We start from the raw sequence: 19,807 nt of genomic DNA, 5'->3' as shown, positions 1-19,807 counted from the left end.
GTCGGGCGCCCCGCCGACGCCGATGACTTGGACGTGTCTCGTCCCGCGTCGGCCGTCGCCGCCCTGCTGCTGGCCGGGCTGACGGCCTACGCCGTGCTCGGCGCCGTGGCCGTCGGCCCGGTCGACCTGTACACGGTCGTGTCGGTCGCCACCGTGGCCGTGGCCTGGGTAGGGCTCGCGGTCGCCGCGCCGGTCCGGCCCTGGGGGTGGCGGTGGCTGCTGCTGGGCTACTCGGCCTGGGTCGCCGGTGACGTGGTCTGGATGATCGAGAACGAGGTCCTCGGCCTGCAGGTCTGGCCGGCGTGGTCCGACGTCGTCTACCTCGTGGGCTACGTCGCGCTGGCGGTGGGGACCCTGGCCATGGTCCGCACCCGTCGCCAGGGACGTGACCGGACCGCCGTGCTGGACGCCGCCATCGTCGCCGTCGGCGTGGGCGTGCCGGCGTTCTCCTTCGTCATCGCCCCCGCCGCCACCGCCAGCGACGTCGGCGTCCTGGGGCGGTTCGTCACCACGGCCTACCCGGTGCTCGACCTGTTCCTGCTGGCCGTGCTGGCCCGCCTGCTCGCCACCCCCGGGGCCCGGACCGCCGCGTACCGGCTGCTGGTCGCCTCGCTGGTGGTCACGCTCGTGGTCGACGTGGCCTGGAACGTCGCGGTGGTCAACCTCGGCGCGGGCGTCGAGAGCCGCTGGCTCGACGTCGGCTGGCTGCTGGGCTACGTGCTGCTGGCCCTGGCCGTGCTCACCCGCTCCGTGGGCCCGGCGTCGGAGGCCCCGCCGCACCACGAGCCGGTGGTGGCCACCCGGCGGCGCCTGCTGGTGCTGGCCGCGGCCTCCACCCTGCCCGCGCTCACGCTGGCCGTGCACGGCTGGGCCGGTGGTCGCGTGCCGTGGCTGAGCCTGGCGATCGGCTCTGCCCTGATGTCGCTGCTCGTGCTGCTGCGCATGGCCGGCCTGCTCGAGCAGGTCCAGGTGCAGGCGGTGCAGCTGGCCGCGCTGGCCCGGGTGGACGGGCTGACCGGTGTGCCTAACCGACGCACCTGGGACCACGAGCTGTCCCGCGCCTGCGCCGCCGCCCGCCTGGACGGCACCCCCCTGACGGTCGCGCTGCTCGACCTCGACCGGTTCAAGCGCTACAACGACCGGCACGGCCACCAGGCCGGTGACCGGCTCCTGCGCGAGGCGGCCAGCGCGTGGACCGAGGTGCTGGACGGCTCGGGCGCGATGGTCGCCCGCTACGGCGGCGAGGAGTTCGCCGTGCTGCTGCCCGGCCTGGACGGCGTCTCGGCCCTGCCGGTGCTGCGTCGGCTGCGGGAGGTCACGCCCGGGGGCCAGTCCTTCTCGGCCGGTGTGGCCGTGTGGGACCCGCAGGCCGACCCGGACCGGGCCATCGGCGCCGCCGACGGCGCGCTGTACGAGGCCAAGCGCCGCGGTCGCGACCGGGTGGTGGTGGCCGACGCCGACGAGGTCCGCGACGGGCTGCCGCTGTGGGCGCTGACCGCCCGGGTCGTCCTGCAGCCGGTGGTCGACACCGCCGACGGCCACGTCATGGGCCACGAGGCGCTCGCCCGGTTCGACCACGACTCCGACGTCCCGCGGGTGTTCGCCCAGGCCCACGAGGACGGCGTCGGCGACCTGCTGGAGGCGCACCTGGTGGCCCTGGCCACGGCGGTGCCCGGCCGGCCGGTCGGGTCGTTGCTGTTCGTCAACGTCAGCCCCGCCGCCCTGGCCTCGCCGCGGTTCTGGGCGCGGCTGCCCCACGACCTGACCGGGGTCGTCGTCGAGCTCGTCGAGGAGCGGGACCCGGGCCGCGTCGAGGACCACGAGGTCGTGGCCGACGCCGCCGGGGGCCTGCGGGCCCGCGGGGCCGTGGTGGCCGTGGACGACCTGGGCGCCGGCACCGGTGACCTGGGGCGGCTGCTGGCCGTCCTGCCCGACATCGTCAAGGTCGACCGCGACGTCGTCAGCGGCTGCGCCACCGACCCCCGTCGGCTCCGGCTCGTCGAGCTGGTGGTCGGGCTGTCAGCGGCCGTGGGCGCCCGGGTCTGCGCGGAGGGCGTCGAGACGGCCGAGGACCTGGCCGCGCTGCGCGGCTGCGGCGTGCACCTGGCCCAGGGGTATCACCTTGGGCGGCCGGCGGACGGGTGGTCCAGCTCGACCGTCACCGCCCCCGGGCTCTCGAGCGAGAACGCCGTGGCCACGCCGCCGCTGCTCACCCGGTAGTCCCCGAGCATCCCCCGGACGCGGACCCGGCCCTCGTCGTCGCTGCGCAGGGTCGTCGGCGCCACCCACCACTCCCGCTTGAGCAGGTCCTTGAGGGCGTGGAACGACGGCTTGGGCGTGCCGTCGGGCCGGACCAGGCCCACCGGGGCGCCCAGCCAGGCGCCGTCGTCGGTCAGGCCCCAGTACGTGACCGCCTCGACCGCCGGGTGGCCGACGAGCGCGCGGTAGTGCCGGACCATCTCCTCGGCCTGCCGCTGCTCGCCGTCGGGGGTCCCGGGCCAGTGCTCCGGCTGGTAGTCGTTGAGGTCGTCGATCTCCGGCGGCATCAGGTCGCCGGACAGCAGCGTCGTCTCCGTCAGGTGGATGGGCAGCCCGAACCGCGCGAACCGGTCCACGGTGGCCAGGGTGCGCTCCTCACCCCAGTAGCCCTGGTGCATGTGGCTCTGCAGGCCCAGCGCGTCGACCTGGATGCCGGCCGCGAGGACGCCCTCGACGAGGCACTCGTACGCCGTCGACAGGTCGAAGTCGTTGAGCAGCAGGGTCGCCGCGGGGTTGGCCGCGCGGGCCTGCTCGAAGGCGAGGCGGATGGTGGCGATCCGACCCCGCTGCAGGCACAGCCGGGTGATGGCGTTCTGCTGCTCCTCGTTGTCGAAGACCGGCATGATCACGACCTCGTTGATCGCGTCCCAGGTGTCGATCACCCCGGCGAACCCGCTCACCTCGCGCGTGATGCGCTCCCGCTGCAGCGCCTCGACCTCGTCGGTCGGCAGCTCGCGCAGCCAGTCCGGGGCCAGCGTGTGCCACATCAGCGGGTGGCCCTTGACGGTCGCCCCGCGCTCGGTGAACCAGCGGGCCGCGGCCAGCAGCCGGTCGGTGTCGGGGGCGCCCCGGGTGGGCTCGAAGCCGGCCCAGTAGAACGGCAGGGTCGCGGTGTTGTAGAGCTCGAACCACAGGTCCGCGAGCTGCTCCAGCGACCCGCTGGCCCCGCCGAACGCGTTGCCCGGCGCGGCGCCGGCCTCGCCGTTGGCCAGCGGCACCAGGTCGAAGCCGATGTTGCCGAACGCGAAGGCGTGCCGGGTCTGCTCGACGACGACCTCGGTGCGGGCCAGCGGCCGGCCTTCGGCGTCGCGGAGCCGCACGACGGCCTCACCGGTGCGGTGGGCGAGGGCCGGGTCGTGGACGACCGGCGCGGCGGCGGTGGGGACGGCCCTGGCGTCGGTGCCGTGGCTGCGGTCGGGGGTGTGGGGGCGGGCGGTGTCGGCGGGCACGAGGTCCTCTCGGGGTGGTCGGTCAGCGGGCGCGGGTGGAGCCCCGCTCGACCAGCCGGACGGGCAGGCGCACGTGGGTGCTGCCGGGCTCGGTGTCGGACATCAGCTGGATGAGCAGCGTCACGGCCTCCGAGCCCAGCTGCTGCATGGGCTGGGCCACGGTGGTGAGCGACGGGGTGGTCAGGGCCGACTCGGGGACGTTGTCGAAGCCGACCACCGACAGGTCGTCCGGCACCGACAGGCCCAGCTCCTGGGCCACGTCGAGCGTGCCGATGGCCGACAGGTCGTTGGCGGCGAAGATCGCGGTCGGGCGGTCGGGCAGGCTGAGCAGCTCGCGCGCGGGGCGGGCCGCCCCCTCCTGCTGGTAGTCGGCCACCCGCAGCAGCGTGGGGTCCGCCTCGAGGCCCGCGGCGGCGAGTGCGCGCCGGTAGCCGGCCTCGCGCAGCCGGGAGGACTCCAGGTCGGCCCGCCCGCCCAGGAACCCGATCCGCCGGTGCCCCAGGCGCAGCAGGTGCTCGGTCGCCAGCTGCGCGCCGTGCTCGTTGTCGGAGTCGACCGTCGGCATGTGGGCGGGGCCGGCGTGGGGGTCGATGGCGACCACGGGTACCCGGCCACCGGTGTCGACCACGGTGGGCGTGACCAGGATCGCGCCGTCGATCAGGGTGCCGCTGAGGCGCGACAGGTAGCGGCGCTCCCAGCCGGCCGGCGCGCCCGCCCGGCCGCCACCGGAGTAGGCCAGCAGCTCGTAGCCCGTGCCGGCGATGGCTCGCGAGGTGCCCTTGAGGATCTCGGTGCTGAACGGCTCGAACTCCGCCACCAGGATGCCGATGACGTTGGTCCGGTGGCTGCGCAGGCTGCGGGCGACCAGGCTGGACTCGTAGCCCAGCTCGTCGATGACCTGCTGGACCCGCTGCGACGTCGCGGCCGCCACCCCGTAGCGGCTGTTGATCACCTTGGACACCGTGGCGACGGACACGCCGGCGGCCTCGGCCACGTCGGTGATGGTGACGCGCTGCAGGTCCGTGCGCGGCGCTGCGCCATGGGTCCGGTTCACCGGGCGAACGTACCGTGTGTAAAACGTTATCGATAACGATTGACACGAGATTTCTGCCGTGCGACGCTCGCGCCGTCCCGATCCGTCGACGAAGACGAGGAACATCAATGTCGATCAACCGAATTCGCTCAGCCGTCGCGCTGGGTGCGAGCGTGGCCCTCCTGGCGGCTTGCGGCGGCGGGGCCGATGGCACCGACGACGCGAGCGCAGGCTGTGAGGCCGGCGGCGACGTCACCCTCACCTGGTGGCACAACGGCAACAACGATCCGCTGCTCAGCTACTGGCAGGGCGTCGCCGACGCCTTCGAGGCCGAGAACGAGGGCGTGACCATCGAGGTCGAGCCCATCCAGAACGAGGACCTGCGCACCCGCCTGCAGGTCGCCCTGCAGTCCAACGACCCGCCCGACGTGCTGCCCCAGTGGGGTGGCGGCGAGCTGGCCGACCAGGTCGAGGCCGGGGCCCTGATGGACCTGTCCGACCGCATCCCCGAGGCCATCGACTCCCTCGGCGGCTCGATCGGCGGCTGGCAGAGCGAGGGCGCCACGTACGGCATCCCCTACAGCCTCGGCGTGGGTGGCTTCTGGTACAACACCGCCCTCTTCGAGGAGGCCGGCATCACCGAGGCCCCCGAGACGATGGACGACCTGTTCGCCGCCGTCGACGCCCTCAAGGCCAACGACGTGGACCCCATCGCCGTGGGCGCGGGCGACGCCTGGCCGGCCGGTTGGTACTACTACTACACGGCCACCCGCACCTGCTCCCCGGAGACGCTGGAGACCGCGCAGCTGGAGCTCGACTTCTCCGACCCGTGCTTCATCGAGGCCGGTGAGCTCGTCGAGGAGCTGGTCGCGGCCGAGCCGTTCAACGAGGGATTCCTCGCCACGCCGGCGCAGCAGGGTGCCACCAGCTCCGCGGGCCTGCTGGCCAACGGGCTGGCCGGCATGGAGCTCATGGGCCACTGGAACCCGGCCGTCATGGCCGACCTGACCACGGACGGCGAGGGCCTCGGCGAGGACCTCGGCTGGTTCCCGTTCCCGCAGGTCGAGGGCGGCGAGGGCAACGAGTCCGCGATGGGTGGCGGTGACGGCTTCTCCTGCGCCGCCGGCGCGCCCGACGTGTGCGCGGACTTCCTCGCGTTCATCGTCAACGAGGAGAACCAGAGCGCCTTCGGGGCCACCGGCGCGGGCCTGCCCACGCTGCCCGCGGCGACCTCGGCGGTCGAGGACCCCAACATGCAGACGCTGCTCGCGGCTCGTGACGAGGCCGGGTACGTCCAGCTGTACCTCGACGTCACCTACGGCCCCAACGTCGGCGGCGCCCTGAACGACGAGGTCTCCCTGGTCTTCGCCGGGCAGTCCGACGCCCAGGGGATCGTCGACGCGATGACGACAGCGGCCGGGACCCAGTGAGCGCCGCAGCAGGCCCCGGAGCGGGCGGGCAGCGGCAACGCTCCGACGACCCGGGGCCTGCTGCATCCTCTTCCGTCCTGACCCGGGACCCGGCCGGCCGCGCCTCCGCGCGGCCGGCCGGCCCGGGACGGGACGGGCGCCCCGCGCTGAGCAACGAGTGGCGCAAGCGCCTGGAGATCCTCGTCCTGGTGCTGCCCGCGGTGGCGCTGTTCGTCCTGTTCGCCCTGGTCCCGATGGCACAGGCCGTCTACTACAGCCTGTTCGACTGGAACGGGCTGGGTCCGGTGGACGACTTCATCGGCATCGGCAACTACCAGCAGGCCCTGGGCGACGGCGTCTTCCGTGGCGCCATCCTCAACAACTTCATCATCGTCGTGCTGTCGCTGGCGGTGCAGCTGCCGCTCGGTCTCGGCATCGCGCTGCTGCTTAACCGCCCGCTGCGCGGTCGCACGGTCCTGCGGACGCTGATCTTCGTCCCGTACGTGCTGGCCGAGGTCATCGCCGGTGTGATCTGGCTGCTCATGCTCCAGCCGCGAGGGGTCGTCGACTCCCTGCTGGCCGGGGCGGGTCTCGACTGGGCCCGTCAGGTGTGGCTGGGCGACCAGGACATCGCGCTGTACACGCTGTTCGTGGTGCTGACCTGGAAGTACGTCGGCTTCGCGATCATCCTCTTCCTGGCCGGGCTCCAGGGCGTGCCCCAGGAGCTCAACGAGGCGGCGGCGCTCGACGGCGCGAGCTGGTGGCAGATCCAGCGCAACGTCACGATCCCGCTGCTCGGCCCGACCATCCGGATCTGGGCGTTCCTGTCGATGATCGGTGCGCTGCAGCTGTTCGACATGGTGTGGATCCTGACCGGAGGCGGTCCGGGCAACGCGACGCAGACGATGGCGACCTACCTGATCCAGCAGGGCTTCGACCGGGGCCGGCTGGGCTACGGCACGGCCGCCGCCGTGATCCTGTTCGTCATCTCCCTCGCCGTGGCCCTGCTGTACCAGCGGTTCGTGCTGAGCCGCGACAACACCGAGGACTCAGCCCCGAAGAAGCGGAAGGCCGTCCGATGACCACCACCCTGGACCGCCCGACGGGCGTCCCCGCCCCCGAGGCCCCGCCGCGACGCCGTCGCCGGGCGAGCCTCAACACCGTCCTGACCTACGTGATCGCCGGCATCGTGGCCGTGGCTTCGGTCGGCCCCGTGATCTACGCGGTGCTCAACGGCTTCCGCGACAACGGCCAGATCGCCTCGGCCCCCGTGGCGCTGCCCGACCCCTGGGTCTTCGAGAAGTACGAGCTGGTGCTGACCAGCAGCGGGTTCTGGCGGCAGGTGCTCAACTCGGCGCTCGTCGCCGGCCTGACGACCGCCATCGTCGTCGTCTTCGGGGTGATGGCCGCCTACGCCCTGGCCCGCTACCGGTTCCGTGGCCGTGAGGGCGTCTACACGTTCTTCACCATCGGCCTGCTCTTCCCGCTGACGGTGGCGATCCTGCCGCTGTTCATCCTGGTCCGCAGCCTCCAGCTGATCGACAACCCGCTGGGGGTCGCGCTGTAGCAGGCCGCGTTCGCGCTGCCCGTGACCGTCGTCATCCTGCGACCGTTCCTGCGGGCCCTGCCCCAGGAGCTCGAGGACGCCGCGATGATCGACGGCTGCAGCCGGCTGGGCTTCTTCCGGCGCATCGTGCTGCCGCTGTCCGGTCCGGGCCTGGTGACCGTCGGCGTGCTCGCCTTCGTCAACTCGTGGAACGCCTACCTGCTGCCGCTGCTGATCCTGGGCAGCCCGGACAACTACACGCTGCCTCTGGGCACGGCCAACTTCTCGACCCAGTACACCTCGGACACCGCGGCGATCCTCGCCTTCGCCTCGCTCGCCATGATCCCGGCGCTCGTGTTCTTCCTGCTGGCCCAGCGCTGGATCGTCGGCGGGCTCGCGGGCGCGGTCAAGGGCTGAGCCCTGCTTCCCTGACGGCCCGCACCCTCGGGCCGTCCCTGAACGAAGGAGCACCACCATGACGGACCTGCACGCGGGCCTGAGCGGCGCCGACGCACTGGTCGCGCACGTCGGCGACGGCGGACCCGCCCTCGACCCCGGTCACGACATGACGGGCTTCTCCGACCGGGTGGTGGACCTGCTGGGGCAGATGACGCTGCCCGAGAAGCTGGCCCAGATCGTCGGGCTGTGGGTCGGTGCCGGGGACGAGGGCGAGGTCGTCGCCCCGCTGCAGGACGCCATGCTGGACGAGGCCCCCGACTTCGAGACGTTCGCCGCGAACGGTCTGGGGCACCTGACCCGCGTGTTCGGCACCAACCCGATCGAGCCCGCCGCCGGGCGCCGACGGCTGCGTGAGCTGCAGCGCTTCCTGCGCACCCAGACCCGGCTCGGGATCCCCGCCATCGCGCACGAGGAGTGCCTGACGGGCCTCGCTGCCTGGCGCGCGACCACGTTCCCGGCGCCGCTGTCGTGGGGGGCCAGCTTCGACCCGGAGCTCGTCGAGGAGATGGGCGCCGCCATCGGGGAGTCCCTGACCGCCCTCGGCGTGCACCAGGGCCTGGCCCCGGTGCTCGACGTGGTCCGCGACGCGCGCTGGGGCCGGGTCGAGGAGTGCATCGGCGAGGACCCCTACCTGGTCGGGACGGTCGGCACCGCCTACGTCCGCGGCGTGCAGAGCCAGGGCGTGGTGGCGACCCTCAAGCACTTCGTCGGCTACTCCGCCTCCCGGGCGGGCCGCAACCTGGCCCCCGTTCACGCCGGCCCCCGCGAGCTGGCCGACGTGCTGCTGCTGCCGTTCGAGATGGCCGTCCTCGACGGCGGCGCGCGCTCGGTGATGCACTCCTACACCGACGTCGACGGCGTGCCGGTCGTCTCCGACCGCCGCCTGCTGACCGAGCTGCTGCGTGAGCGGTGGGGGTTCGAGGGCACGCTGGTCGCCGACTACTTCGGCGTCGCGTTCCTGCAGAGCCTGCACGGCGTGGCCGGGGACCTCGGCCAGGCCGCCGGGCAGGCCCTGCACGCCGGTGTCGACGTCGAGCTGCCGACCGGCAACGCCTACCTGGAGCCGCTGCAGCGCGCCGTCGAGGCGGGTGAGGTCCCCGTCGGGCTCGTCGACACCGCCGTCCTGCGGGTGCTGCGCCAGAAGGAGGAGCTCGGGCTGCTCGACGCCGACTTCGCCGAGCCGACCGAGGCGGGCGACCTGGACGCCGACGTCGACCTCGACCCCGCGGCGCACCGGGCGCTGGCCGCCCGCCTGGCCGAGGAGTCCGTGGTGCTGCTGGCCAACGACGGGACGCTGCCCCTGGCCGTGCCGTCGAAGGTCGCGGTCGTCGGCCCCAACTCGGCCCGTTCCGAGGCGCTGTTCGGCTGCTACTCCTTCGCCAACCACGTGCTCGAGCACCACCCGTCGGTGCCGCTGGGGCTGTCGGCACCGACGGTGCTGGACGCCGTGCGCGCCGAGTGGCCCGGCGCCGACGTCCGCGCGGCCCGGGGCTGCGCGGTCGACGACGACGACCGCAGCGGCATCGCCGACGCCGTGGCCGCGGCGACCGGGGCCGACGTGGCCGTGGTCGTCGTCGGCGACCAGGCCGGGCTGTTCGGCCGGGGCACCGTGGGTGAGGGCTGCGACCGCGACGACCTCGAGCTGCCCGGCGTGCAGCGCGAGCTCGTCGAGGCGGTGCTGGCCACCGGCACCCCGGTGGTGCTGGTGCTGCTGACCGGTCGCCCCTACGCGGTCGACTGGGCGCTGCAGCGCTGCGCCGCCGTCGTGCAGGCCTTCTTCCCGGGCGAGGAGGGCGCGGCCGCCGTCGTCGGCGTGCTGTCCGGGCGGGTCAACCCCTCGGGCCGCCTGCCCGTCAGCCTGCCCCGCTCCGGCGGCTCGCAGCCGTACTCCTACCTGCACGCCCGCCTCGGCGGGGCCTCGTCGGTGAGCAACCTGCCCACCGCGCCGGCGCTGCCCTTCGGTCACGGCCTGAGCTACTCGACGTTCGTCTACGACGCCCTGGAGCTGGTCGGCGGGCCCGCGCGCACCGACGGCGAGGTCGTCGTCGACGTCCGGCTGCGCAACACCGGCGACCGCGACGGGGTCGAGGTCGTGCAGCTGTACGGCCACGACGTCGTGGGCTCGGTCACCCGTCCCGTGGCGCAGCTGCTCGCCTTCGCGCGGGTCGAGCTGGCCGCGCGGGAGCAGGTCTCGGTGCGCCTGACGGTGCCCACCGCGCGGCTGGGGCTCAGCGACCGGTCGATGACGCGGGTCGTGGAGCCGGGCGACGTCGAGCTGTGGGTCGGCACCTGCGAGACCCGGGCCGCCGAGACCCGGGTCACGCTCGTCGGTGGCGTGCACCGGCTCACCCTCGAGTGCCCGCGCGTGTCGCGGACCGAGGTCACGCGCGCCTGAGCGCACCTGAACCAGCTGTGGGCCGGGGTTCGGTCCGATCGCCTGCCCGGACCAGGGGACCCGGCCCACAGCTGCACCACATGCACGCGACCTGACGCCGCCACGGCGGGGCGATGAGGCCGGTGGAGCAACCCGGCCGGCGCGTTGACGCGGCCGGCGGAGTGGCGCGGCCGGTGGGGTGGCGCGGCCGGTGGAGTGGCGCGGCCGGTGGTGCGCCCGCCGTCCCGTGTCCCGTGTCCCGTGTCCCGTGTCCCGTGTCCCGTGTCCCGTGTCCCGTGTCCCGTGTCCCGTGTCCCGTGTCCCGTGTCCCGTGTCCCGTGTCGTGACCGGGACGGAGCCGCTGGACGCACTCCGGTCGATTGAAAGCGAATGCCTTGCTGATGGGGGTACACCCGGCATACCCCCATCGGTTGTGCTCTTCCCCGGCGGGCGGGGCGCCCGGCCACGGCCTGCCGGTCCGGCGACGGCCTGCCGGTCCGGCGACGGCCTGCCGGTCCGGCGACGGCCTGCCGGTCCGGCGACGGCGTGCCGGTCCGGCGACGGCGTGCCGGTCCGTGCCGGTCCGTGCCGGTCCCACGCACGACAGCGCCCCCGGTGGTCCGGACCACCGGGGGCGCTGCGTGGTGCGTGGAGCTGGTGCGTCAGCCCCGAGCACCCCCGGGCACCCGGATCGGCACCGTCGGGCCGGCGACCACGACGTCGGTCGAGGCGGTCACCTCACCGGCCGTCGCGACCACCGTGTGCCGACCGCGGTCGGCGGTCCGGGGCAGCGCCAGGTCGACCGAGGCCGTCCCGTCGGCCCCGACCGTGACGTCGGTGGTCACGACCACGACGTCACGGCGTCCCTGCAGCTGCACCGTCACCGTGCTGCCGGGCAGGTAGCCCGTCAGCTCCACGGCCATCGGCGCGCCCGCCCGGACGGTCCGGGCGGCGGTGACGACCGGGTCGGGCTCGAAGGCCGTCCCGACGAGCTGGGCGACCCCCCACCGGCTGGTGGTCTGGTAGCCCTGGCCGGTCGGGTCCGCCCACGAGCGGATCGACGTGCGGGCCCCGTTGCTGGCGTCGTTCACCTGCACGTCGAAGCCGTGGAACGTGCCGACGCCGGAGGAGTCGAGCAGGCTGATGGCCGCCTCGACCACGTACCCGCCGTCGACGACCGAGGTCTCGCTGCGCAGCCGGTTGACCTGGAAGGCCTCGTCCCCGGTGCCGAACGACACCGCGTTCTCGTAGCTGATCCGGATCTGCGTGTCGTCGTAGCGGTAGGGCCCGCTGCGCACGTTGCCGGCGTCCAGGAAGATCTCGACGGAGTCCTGGATCCACGGGTCGGAGCCCGACGCGTCGAGCACCGGGTCGGCGACCTCCGCGAGCACGTACAGCGTGGTGCCCTGCCACAGCGTGCGGACCTCGGCGGTGGCGCCGCCGGTGCCCTCGATCTGCTTGTCCGTCGTGATGACGTCCGCGGCCGCCCAGGCGGCGTCGACCTCGCCGTCGATCTCCGGGGTCACCGCCGTCTCCGGCACCTCGGTGTACGACAGCGGCTCGACGAGGGTGAGGGTGCCGAGCGCACCGGCCAGGTTCCAGCCGACCGTCTCCTCGCCGTCGGTGGCGCGCAGGTCGAACTGCACCTGGTCGCCCTCGGCCAGCCCGGCGACCGGCAGCCGCACGACGGCCGACCAGCCCCCGTCGGTCTGCGTCACCACGGCGTCGGCGTCACCGGAGCCGTCGCGAGCGACGGTCCAGCTCTGCTCGCCGACGACGAGCTCGACCGAGTCGCCGGCCTCGACGTCGGGGTCCTCGACCTCGACGTAGGCGGTCAGGTGGTCGCTCTCCCAGCGCAGCTGGAAGGCCGCGACCCCGTCGACGTCGTTCAGGGGCAGCTGCGACCACGCCAGCGCGTCGGTCGCGCCCGCGGCGACGGGGACGTCGCCGCGGAACACGAACGCCGAGCGCTGCCGCGCGGGCAGGTCGCCGTCCACGGCGCCGAAGTAGGCCGGCTTGGCCTGCAGCCCGGAGTCGAACAGCAGCGGGTCGCCGTTGGCGGCGCGCCAGCTCCGGTTGTCGGTCAGGCCCCAGACCGTGACGCTGAACAGGTCCTCGCTGTAGGCGCGGAAGGCCCGGAAGGCGTCGCGGTAGTAGTAGCCCTGCTCGACGAGCAGCGCCTCCGTGACCGGGGTGCCGGTGGTGACGTCGAGCTCGGTGACCGCCTGCAGCAGCGGCAGGTCCGCGAAGCGGGCCAGGGCCGCCTCCAGGTTGGCCACGGGCATGGCCAGGCTGACGTGGAACTGGTGCCCCACGCCGTCGATAGGCACGTCGCGGGCGAGCAGCCGCTCGACCAGGGCGCGGTATCGGCCCTGCTTGCCGGCCTGCTCGGTGTTGTAGTCGTTGATGAACAGCGTGACCGGACGGTCGCTGCCCTCGGCGGCGAACTCACCGTTGAACGCCTCGTCGGCGTAGCGGAACGACAGGTCGATGAACTCCTCGCCCAGCACGCGGTACCACTCGCTGCGTCGCAGGCCGTCGGCCTCGGCGCGGCCGTCGGAGACGACCTCGTTGACGACGTCGAACGCGGTCACCGGGTTGGTGTCGCTGCCGAACTCGCCGTAGCCGCCGCCGGTGCTGAGCGCCTCGGCGACGTCGAAGATGTGCGTGCGCATCCGGTCGCGCAGCACCTGCTTGTCGGCCTCGCTGGTGCCCAGCGGGGTGCCGTCGGCGTTCTGGAAGAACCACGCGGGGGTCTGGCTGTGCCACACCAGGACGTGGCCGTACATGTCCAGGTCGTTGGCGACGGCGTAGTCCATGAGCGTCGTCGCCTCGGCGCTGATCCGGAAGTTCCGGTCCGCGTCGTACCAGCCCTCGGGCTTCATGGCGTTCTCGGCCGAGACCTGGTTGAAGTGGCGCTGGAGCAGCTCCGACGCCGCACCCGTGGTCTCGCGGGAGTCGATCGCGACCCCGAGCGGGAAGTCCACGGTGTCCTTGACCGGCGTCAGGTCCTGGATCTCGGGGGCGACCTGGGCCGTGATGACGATGTCGTCCACGAGCAGGTCGGCGGAGCTGCCCGAGGGGTAGGCCGTCTCGAAGTAGAGGAACTTCGCGTCCGAGGCCGGCGCCTGGTAGGTCGCGGTGACCTGGGTCCAGCCGTCGGAGCGGATACCGGTGAACTGCCCGATGGTGTCGAAGGACTGGGTGCTGCCGGTGGTGCGCTGCATGGACAGCCAGACGTCGGCCGGGGGAGCGCCGGCGCCGAGCCGGACCCAGGCGCTGATCGTGTACGACGTGCCGGTGCGCAGCAGGTCGCTGACGTCGCGGCCGATGCCGTCGCCCTGCGAGGTGCGGTTGCTCACCAGCGCGGAGTAGGTGCCGGACTGCGCGACGGCGTCGGTGACCGCCACGGTGGGCGGGCCGTCACCGTCGGCGCGGGGGCCCCAGCCGTCGAGGCCGTCCTCGAAGCCGGTCTCGAGCACGACCCCGCCCGCGGGCGGCGGCGGTGTCGGCTCGGCGCCACCGCGGGGGAGGGTGAGCTGCCAGCCGGCGGCCAGGCGCTCGTCGAGCACCGTCCGGACGGCCTTGACGGTGTTGCTGCGGTCGCCGCCGCCGTCGTGCACGAGGACGACGGCGCCGGGGGTGAACGCGGTACGCAGGTTGGCGGTCAGGGTCGCCTCGGACAGGTCGTTGCCGTCCCAGTCGAAGATGACGTTGCCCAGGCCCAGCGGCTGCATGCCCAGGGCGACGGCCACCTCGGCGGTCACGCCCCAGCTGCCGTTGGGGGCGCGGAAGTACGGCACGGGCAGCTCGGGGTCGCCGGCCGCCTCGCGGATGATGGCCAGGTTGGCCTTGAGGTCGCTCTCGACCTGGGCCTGGCTGAACGCGCCCATGTCGGTGTAGGTGGTGCCGTGGTTGCACACGGTGTGGCCCTCGGCCACGATCCGGCGCAGCAGCTCGGCGCCACCGGGGGCGGTGACGTTCTGGCCGATGACGCAGAAGGTCGCGGTGACGTCGCGCTCGGCCAGCAGGTCGAGCAGGTCGTCGGTCTCGCCGGGGTTGGGGCCGTCGTCCACGGTCAGGGCCGCGACGTCACCGGTGCCGCGCGCGGTGCTGACCTGCGCCTGGACCGGGTCGACCGCGCCGCCGGGCACGAAGTCGGGGTCGGGGGTGGGCTCCCAGGGGCCGTCGCCCTCGCCCGCGCGCGTGATCACGATGTCGTCCACCAGGTAGTCGTAGGGGCCGGTGAGCGCACCGGTGCCCAGGTAGACGCCCATGGTCGCGGGGTCGCTGCCCGCGGGCGGGGTGAAGGTGCCGGTGACGGTGGTCCAGGCGTCGGCGGTCATCGTCGTGTTGCCGACCCAGGTGTAGGTGGGTGTGACGACGAAGCGCACCCCGGCCGAGCCGGTCGTGCCGGGGGCCAGCCGGGCCCGCATCGAGAACGTGTGCTCGGCCCCGGGCTGCAGCAGCCCCGTGGGGGTCTGGATGCCGTCGTAGTCGTTGGCCCGGTTGCTGACGCGCAGCGCCTTGTTGCCGTCGACCTCGACGACCTGCAGGCCGGGACCGCCGCTGGCGGTCCAGGGCGCGAAGCTGTCGTCGGAGAAGTCGGTGCTCACCACCACCACCGGGTCGGCGGTGCTGGTGTCGTCCTCGGCCGCGGCCGCGGGCAGCGCCGAGGCTGCTCCGCCGGCCAGGAGGAGGGCCAGCAGGCCCGCCCCCCACGGCGCACGGCGTGGGTGGTTCCGTGGCATCTGATCGCCCCTTCGCGATGGATGTGGGTGGGTGCCGGCCGCGTCGACGCGGCCGCCCGAGCCCTTTCTACCTGCGATACCGCCGTTTGTGTAGAACGTTATCGAAAACGTTGTCCAAACCGCCGGTAGTAAGCGTTTCGACGGGCGTTCGACGGGTCCGGGCCGTACCGACGAGCGACACGGCAGGCGGTCTCGGCGGCGGACCGGTGCCCTGGGCGGGCCGGGCGTCGCTGGTCGGTACGAGCCGGGCTGCTGCGCTGCGCGAACCGCCTACTCGAAGCGCGACGGGTCGCCGGAGCCCACCCGGACCACCTCGGGCGCCCCGGACGAGAAGTCGACCACCGTCGTGGGCTCGGTGACGGACTCCCCGGCGTCCACCACGGCCTCGACGACGGCGTCGAGCCGCTCCTTGATGCTCCAGCCGTCCGTCAGGACCTCCTCGCCCGGCAGCAGCAGGGTGCTGGACAGCAGCGGCTCGCCGAGCTCGCGCAGCAGTGCGGAGACGAACGGGTGGTCGGGGATGCGGACGCCGACCGTCTTCTTGCGCGGGTGGGCCAGGCGCCGCGGCACCTCCTTGGTGGCCGGGAGGATGAACGTGTACGGCCCCGGCGTGACCGCCTTGACGGCGCGGAACGCCGAGTTGTCCAGCTGCACCAGCTGGCCCAGCTGGGCGAAGTCCGCGCACACCAGCGTGAAGTGGTGCTTGTCGTCCAGGGCGCGGATGCGGCGGATCCGGTCCGGGCCGGTGCGGCTGTCCAGGTGGCAGCCGAGGGCGTACCCGGAGTCGGTGGGGTAGGCGATCAGCGCGTCGTCGCGCAGCATCGCCGCCACCTGGGCGACGCTGCGCGGCTGCGGGTCCTGCGGGTGGACGTCGACATACCTGGCCATGGCTCAGCGTAGGACGAGGCCCGGACCTAGGTCCCGCCCCGGGATGCACCCGCAGGCATACGTTCGAACCGGCCCGGGAGGTCCTCGGACCAGCGGAGAGCGGAGAGCGTCATGCGTGCGATCGTCTTCCACGGCCCCGGCCGCAAGTCCTGGGACGAGGTGCCCGACCCCGTCCTGCAGGCCGACACCGACGCGGTCGTCCGCGTCGACGCCGTCACCATCTGCGGCACCGACCTGCACATCCTCAAGGGCGACGTGCCCGCGGTCACCGACGGCCGGGTGCTGGGCCACGAGGCCGTCGGCACCGTCGAGCAGGTCGGCGCGGGGGTCAAGAACCGCAAGGTCGGCGACCGCGTCCTGGTGTCGTGCATCAGCGCGTGCAGCGCCTGCCGGTACTGCCGCGAGGCCGCCTACGGGCAGTGCCTGGGCGGTGGCGGCTGGGTCCTGGGCCACCTGATCGACGGCACCCAGGCCGAGCTGGTCCGCGTGCCGTTCGCCGACACGTCCACCCACCTCGTCCCGGACGGGGTCGCGGACGAGGAGGTGCTGATGCTGGCCGACATCCTGCCCACCGGCTACGAGGTCGGTGTGCTCAACGGCCGGGTGCGCCCCGGTGACGTCGTCGTCGTGGTCGGCGCCGGTCCGGTGGGGCTCGCGGCCGTCATGGGCGCCAAGCTGTACAGCCCCGCCCACGTCGTCGCGGTCGACCCGGCCGCCAGCCGGCGCGAGGCGGCCAAGGTGTTCGGCGCCGACGTCACCGTGGACCCGACGACCGAGGACGTGCTCGAGGTCGTCCGCGGCCTGACCGGCGGTCTGGGCGCCGACGTGACGATGGAGGCCGTGGGTCTGCCGGGGACGTTCGAGTCCGCGGTCGCGCTGGTCCGCGCGGGCGGGACGGTCGCCAACATCGGCGTGCACGGTGCCCCGGCCACGCTGCACCTGGAGGACATCTGGATCCGCAACCTCACCATCACCACGGGTCTGGTCGACACCTACGCGACCCCGACCCTGCTGCAGCTGGTCGCCACCCGGCAGCTGGACGCGCGCCGGTTCATCACGCACCGGTTCGCGATGAGCGAGTTCGAGGAGGCGTACGACGTGTTCTCGCGGGCCGCGGACACCGGCGCGCTCAAGGTGGTGCTGACCCGTTCCTGACCACAGGGACGAGCAGGTGGCGGGCGCCGGCCACCGCCACGGTCCCGCGGTGGCCGGGTGAGACCGCCGCGGGACGTGCTGGTCCCGCTCCTCGCCCCGGTGCTGGCCCTGCTGCCGGGCCCGGCCGACTACCGCGGCGTCGGCCGCTCCTGGCCGCGGGACCTGGCGGCGGGGCTGACGGTCGGGGTGGTGGCGCTGCCGCTGGCCCTGGCCTTCGGGGTGGCGACGGGCGTCGGTGCGGCCCCCGGTCTGGTCACCGCCGTGGTCGCCGGGGCCGTGGCGGCGGTCTTCGGCGGTTCGCACCTGCAGGTCTCCGGGCCGACCGGGGCGATGACCGTCGTGCTGGTCCCGCTGGTCGCCAGCCGCGGCCCCGACGTCGTCTACCCGGTGGCGGTCATGGCGGGGCTGTTCGTCGTCGTCGCGGCGCTGCTGCGGCTGGGCCGGCTGCTGGCCTTCGTGCCGTGGCCGCTCATCGAAGGGTTCACCCTCGGCATCGCCGTCGTCATCGTTGCGCAGCAGGTGCCCGCCGCCCTGGGCGTGCCCGCACCGGGGACGGACAACGCCGCCTGGGGCGCGGCGCTCGCGCTCCGGGCCGCCGCGGCCGACCCGCAGTGGGAGGTGCTGGGCCTGCTGGCCGTCACGCTGCTGCTGACGGCCCTGCTGCCCCGGCTGCACCGGGCCGTGCCCGCGAGCCTGGTTGCCGTGGTCGTGGTGACGCTGCTCGCCGAGCTGGTCGTCCCGCAGGTGGCCCGGATCGGCGCGCTGCCCTCGTCCCTGCCGTTGCCGTCGGTGCCGGACCTGACCGGTCTGCCGGACCTGGTCCTGCCCGCGCTGGTGGTGGCGTTCCTGGCCGGGCTGGAGTCGCTGCTGTCCGCGAAGGTCGCCGACGGCATGTCGGACCGCCCGCCGCACGACCCCGACCGCGAGCTGTTCGGCCAGGGGCTGGCCAACATCGCCTCGGGGTTCGCCGGCGGGCTGCCCGCGACCGGGGCCATCGCGCGGACGGCGGTCAACGCCCGCGCGGGGGCGAGCACGCGGCTGGCGGCCCTGACCCACGCGGCGGTCCTGGCGGTGGTCGTCTACGCCGGCGCGGGCCTGGTCGGACGGATCCCGCTGGTCGCGCTGGCCGGCGTGCTGGTCGTCACCGCGTACCGGATGGTCGAGCGGCGCAGCACCGTGTCGGTGCTGCGCTCCACCCGCGGGGACGCCGCGGTGCTCGTCGTGACCGCCGTGGCGACCGTGGCCCTCGACCTGGTCCTGGCCGTGGTGCTCGGTCTCGGTCTGGCGGCCCTGCTGGCCCTGGTCCACCTGTCCCGCAGCGCCCGGGCCGTGCCCGAGCCGCTGGCCGACGACGGGCTCGGCACGCAGGAGGAGCACCGGTTGCTGTCCGACCACGTGCTCACCTACCGGCTGGACGGGCCGCTGTTCTTCGCCGCGTCCTCCCGGTTCCTGGCCGAGCTGACGAGCATCAGCGACGTCCGCGTGGTCATCCTGCGTCTCGGCGCGGTCGGCGTGCTCGACGCCACCGGCGCCCGCGCCCTCGGCGAGGTCGTCGAGCAGCTGGCCGGCCGGGGGGTCACCGTTCTGCTCAAGGGCGCCAGCGCCGAGCACACCCGGCTGCTCACGGCGGTCGGGACGCTCGGCCCGGTGCTGGCCCGCGGCCACGTGTTCGCCGACCTGCCCGCGGCCGTCGCCCACGCCCGCAAGCACGTCGCACGGGAGCGGCACCGCGACGACGGCGGCACCTCACCGGCCACCGCGGGGCCCACGCTCAGCGGGTGAGGACGAACTCGTCCACGAGGCCACCCGTGTCGTCGACGGCGCGCCCGTCGAGGCGCGCGGTGGTCACGTCGAGCTCCAGGTGGTGCAGCACCGACGCGCTCACGGCGGTGAAGTCCTGCTCGCCCACCGGCCGCAGCTTGGCACCGGCGCCCGAGACCACGTGCACCACGCCACCCTGCGGGGTGGACCGCTCGTAGTCGTGGTCGTGCCCCGCCAGCACGAGCGCGACGCCGTGGGTGACGAACAGGTCCTCCCAGGCCTCGCGGACGTCGGTCGCGGACCCGTGCTCGCCGGAGGAGTAGGCGGGCCGGTGCATGGCCACGACCGTCCAGCTGCCGGCGGGGGCGGGGGCGGCCAGGGTCTCCTCGAGCCAGCGGGTCTGCTCCGGGTCGTCGACCCGCTCGGTGTCCAGGACGACCAGGCGCACCGTCCCGACCTGCTCGGCGTACCAGCCGCGGTCCCGGCCCAGCGCGGACATGATGTCCTCGGCCTCGCCGCCGGCGTGGTCGTGGTTGCCGAGCACGGGCACGAGCACGGCGCCGCCGGCGAGGGTCGTGGCGAACGGGGTGGTCACCACGTCGTCGACCGAGGCCGGGTCGCCCTCGGGGTACACCAGGTCCCCGAGCAGGACGAGGGCGTCGAAGGGCCCGGCAGCCGCTATCGCGTCGGCCGTGCGCTGCTCGTCCGGCGACCCGGTGCCGGTGTCACCCGCGACGGCGATCCGCGTGCTCGCAGCCGTCGTGTCGAGCGGGCCCGTCGATCCGGTCGTCGCCGCCGCCTCCGGGGGTGGCGCAGCGGAGGCGGCCGTCCCGTCGGGCGCCCCCGAGCAGGCCGCGGTCAGGAGCAGCAGGCCCGCCGTCAGGACCGTCAGGACCCTCCGGCGTCGGCTCACGTCCTCACGGTAGGCCCGGGCCGTCCCGCG

At 74.0% G+C, this 19,807-nt stretch carries 13 protein-coding genes; 8 read left to right on the top strand and 5 right to left on the bottom strand.

The window, feature by feature from the left end; all coding sequences use genetic code 11:
- Positions 1-33 precede the first annotated feature (33 nt).
- Positions 34-2,220 (top strand): EAL domain-containing protein, encoded by a 2,187-nt coding sequence (locus SJY06_RS18605; RefSeq protein ID WP_380169024.1) that lies wholly within the window; start codon positions 34-36, stop codon positions 2,218-2,220.
- On the opposite strand, the gene SJY06_RS18600 is transcribed toward SJY06_RS18605, so the two are convergent.
- Both SJY06_RS18600 and SJY06_RS18595 read right to left on the bottom strand, forming a co-directional pair.
- Positions 2,118-3,488: an endo-1,4-beta-xylanase gene (locus SJY06_RS18600; protein WP_380169023.1), complete on the bottom strand. Its 1,371-nt coding sequence runs from the start codon at positions 3,486-3,488 to the stop codon at positions 2,118-2,120. The two genes, SJY06_RS18605 and SJY06_RS18600, sit on opposite strands and share 103 nt — an antisense overlap.
- 22 nt (positions 3,489-3,510) lie before the next feature.
- Complete coding sequence (locus SJY06_RS18595; protein ID WP_380169022.1) at positions 3,511-4,542, bottom strand: LacI family DNA-binding transcriptional regulator; 1,032 nt, start codon at positions 4,540-4,542, stop codon at positions 3,511-3,513.
- Between the two features lie 152 nt (positions 4,543-4,694).
- Between SJY06_RS18595 and SJY06_RS18590 the strand changes: the two genes are divergently transcribed.
- The 5 genes from SJY06_RS18590 to SJY06_RS18570 are packed head-to-tail and all read left to right on the top strand — an operon-like array spanning position 4,695 to position 10,330.
- Positions 4,695-5,951, top strand: coding sequence for an ABC transporter substrate-binding protein (locus SJY06_RS18590; RefSeq protein ID WP_380169021.1), 1,257 nt, complete (start codon positions 4,695-4,697; stop codon positions 5,949-5,951).
- A complete protein-coding gene (locus SJY06_RS18585) occupies positions 5,948-7,012 on the top strand; it encodes a carbohydrate ABC transporter permease (protein ID WP_380169020.1) in 1,065 nt (354 codons plus the stop codon). Before SJY06_RS18590 ends, SJY06_RS18585 begins: the two co-directional genes overlap by 4 nt.
- Entirely contained in the window at positions 7,009-7,497 is a 489-nt protein-coding gene (locus tag SJY06_RS18580) for a carbohydrate ABC transporter permease (protein WP_380169019.1), read from the top strand. The genes SJY06_RS18585 and SJY06_RS18580 overlap by 4 nt, the downstream gene beginning before the upstream one ends.
- Before the next feature lie 21 nt (positions 7,498-7,518).
- Positions 7,519-7,893 (top strand): carbohydrate ABC transporter permease, encoded by a 375-nt coding sequence (locus tag SJY06_RS18575; RefSeq protein ID WP_380169018.1) that lies wholly within the window; start codon positions 7,519-7,521, stop codon positions 7,891-7,893.
- Positions 7,894-7,951: 58 nt separating this feature from the next.
- A complete protein-coding gene (locus SJY06_RS18570; protein WP_380169017.1) occupies positions 7,952-10,330 on the top strand; it encodes a glycoside hydrolase family 3 N-terminal domain-containing protein in 2,379 nt (792 codons plus the stop codon).
- A 641-nt stretch (positions 10,331-10,971) separates the two neighbouring features.
- On the opposite strand, the gene SJY06_RS18565 is transcribed toward SJY06_RS18570, so the two are convergent.
- Both SJY06_RS18565 and SJY06_RS18560 read right to left on the bottom strand, forming a co-directional pair.
- Positions 10,972-15,060, bottom strand: coding sequence for an endo-1,4-beta-xylanase (locus SJY06_RS18565; protein ID WP_380169016.1), 4,089 nt, complete (start codon positions 15,058-15,060; stop codon positions 10,972-10,974).
- 270 nt (positions 15,061-15,330) lie between these two features.
- Positions 15,331-15,948, bottom strand: a complete 618-nt coding sequence (locus SJY06_RS18560; protein ID WP_380169015.1) for an L-threonylcarbamoyladenylate synthase — start codon at positions 15,946-15,948, stop codon at positions 15,331-15,333.
- Positions 15,949-16,059: 111 nt separating this feature from the next.
- On the opposite strand from SJY06_RS18560, the gene SJY06_RS18555 reads away from it, so the two are divergent.
- Together SJY06_RS18555 and SJY06_RS18550 are read left to right on the top strand one after the other, a co-directional pair.
- The gene (locus SJY06_RS18555; RefSeq protein WP_380169014.1) at positions 16,060-17,103 is read left to right on the top strand and encodes a zinc-binding dehydrogenase; all 1,044 of its coding nucleotides are present in this window, start codon (positions 16,060-16,062) and stop codon (positions 17,101-17,103) included.
- 57 nt (positions 17,104-17,160) lie between these two features.
- Positions 17,161-18,885, top strand: a complete 1,725-nt coding sequence (locus SJY06_RS18550; protein WP_380169013.1) for a SulP family inorganic anion transporter — start codon at positions 17,161-17,163, stop codon at positions 18,883-18,885.
- Here SJY06_RS18550 and SJY06_RS18545 read toward each other — a convergent pair.
- Positions 18,875-19,777, bottom strand: coding sequence for a metallophosphoesterase family protein (locus SJY06_RS18545; RefSeq protein WP_380169012.1), 903 nt, complete (start codon positions 19,775-19,777; stop codon positions 18,875-18,877). The two genes, SJY06_RS18550 and SJY06_RS18545, sit on opposite strands and share 11 nt — an antisense overlap.
- Positions 19,778-19,807: the final 30 nt, after the last annotated feature.

Source organism: Jannaschia sp. R86511 (assembly GCF_042466345.1).
Taxonomy (GTDB): domain Bacteria; phylum Actinomycetota; class Actinomycetes; order Actinomycetales; family JBBAYJ01; genus Aquipuribacter.
Note: the sequence above shows the minus strand (reverse complement) of the source record. Positions and strands in the feature narration are given on the sequence as shown.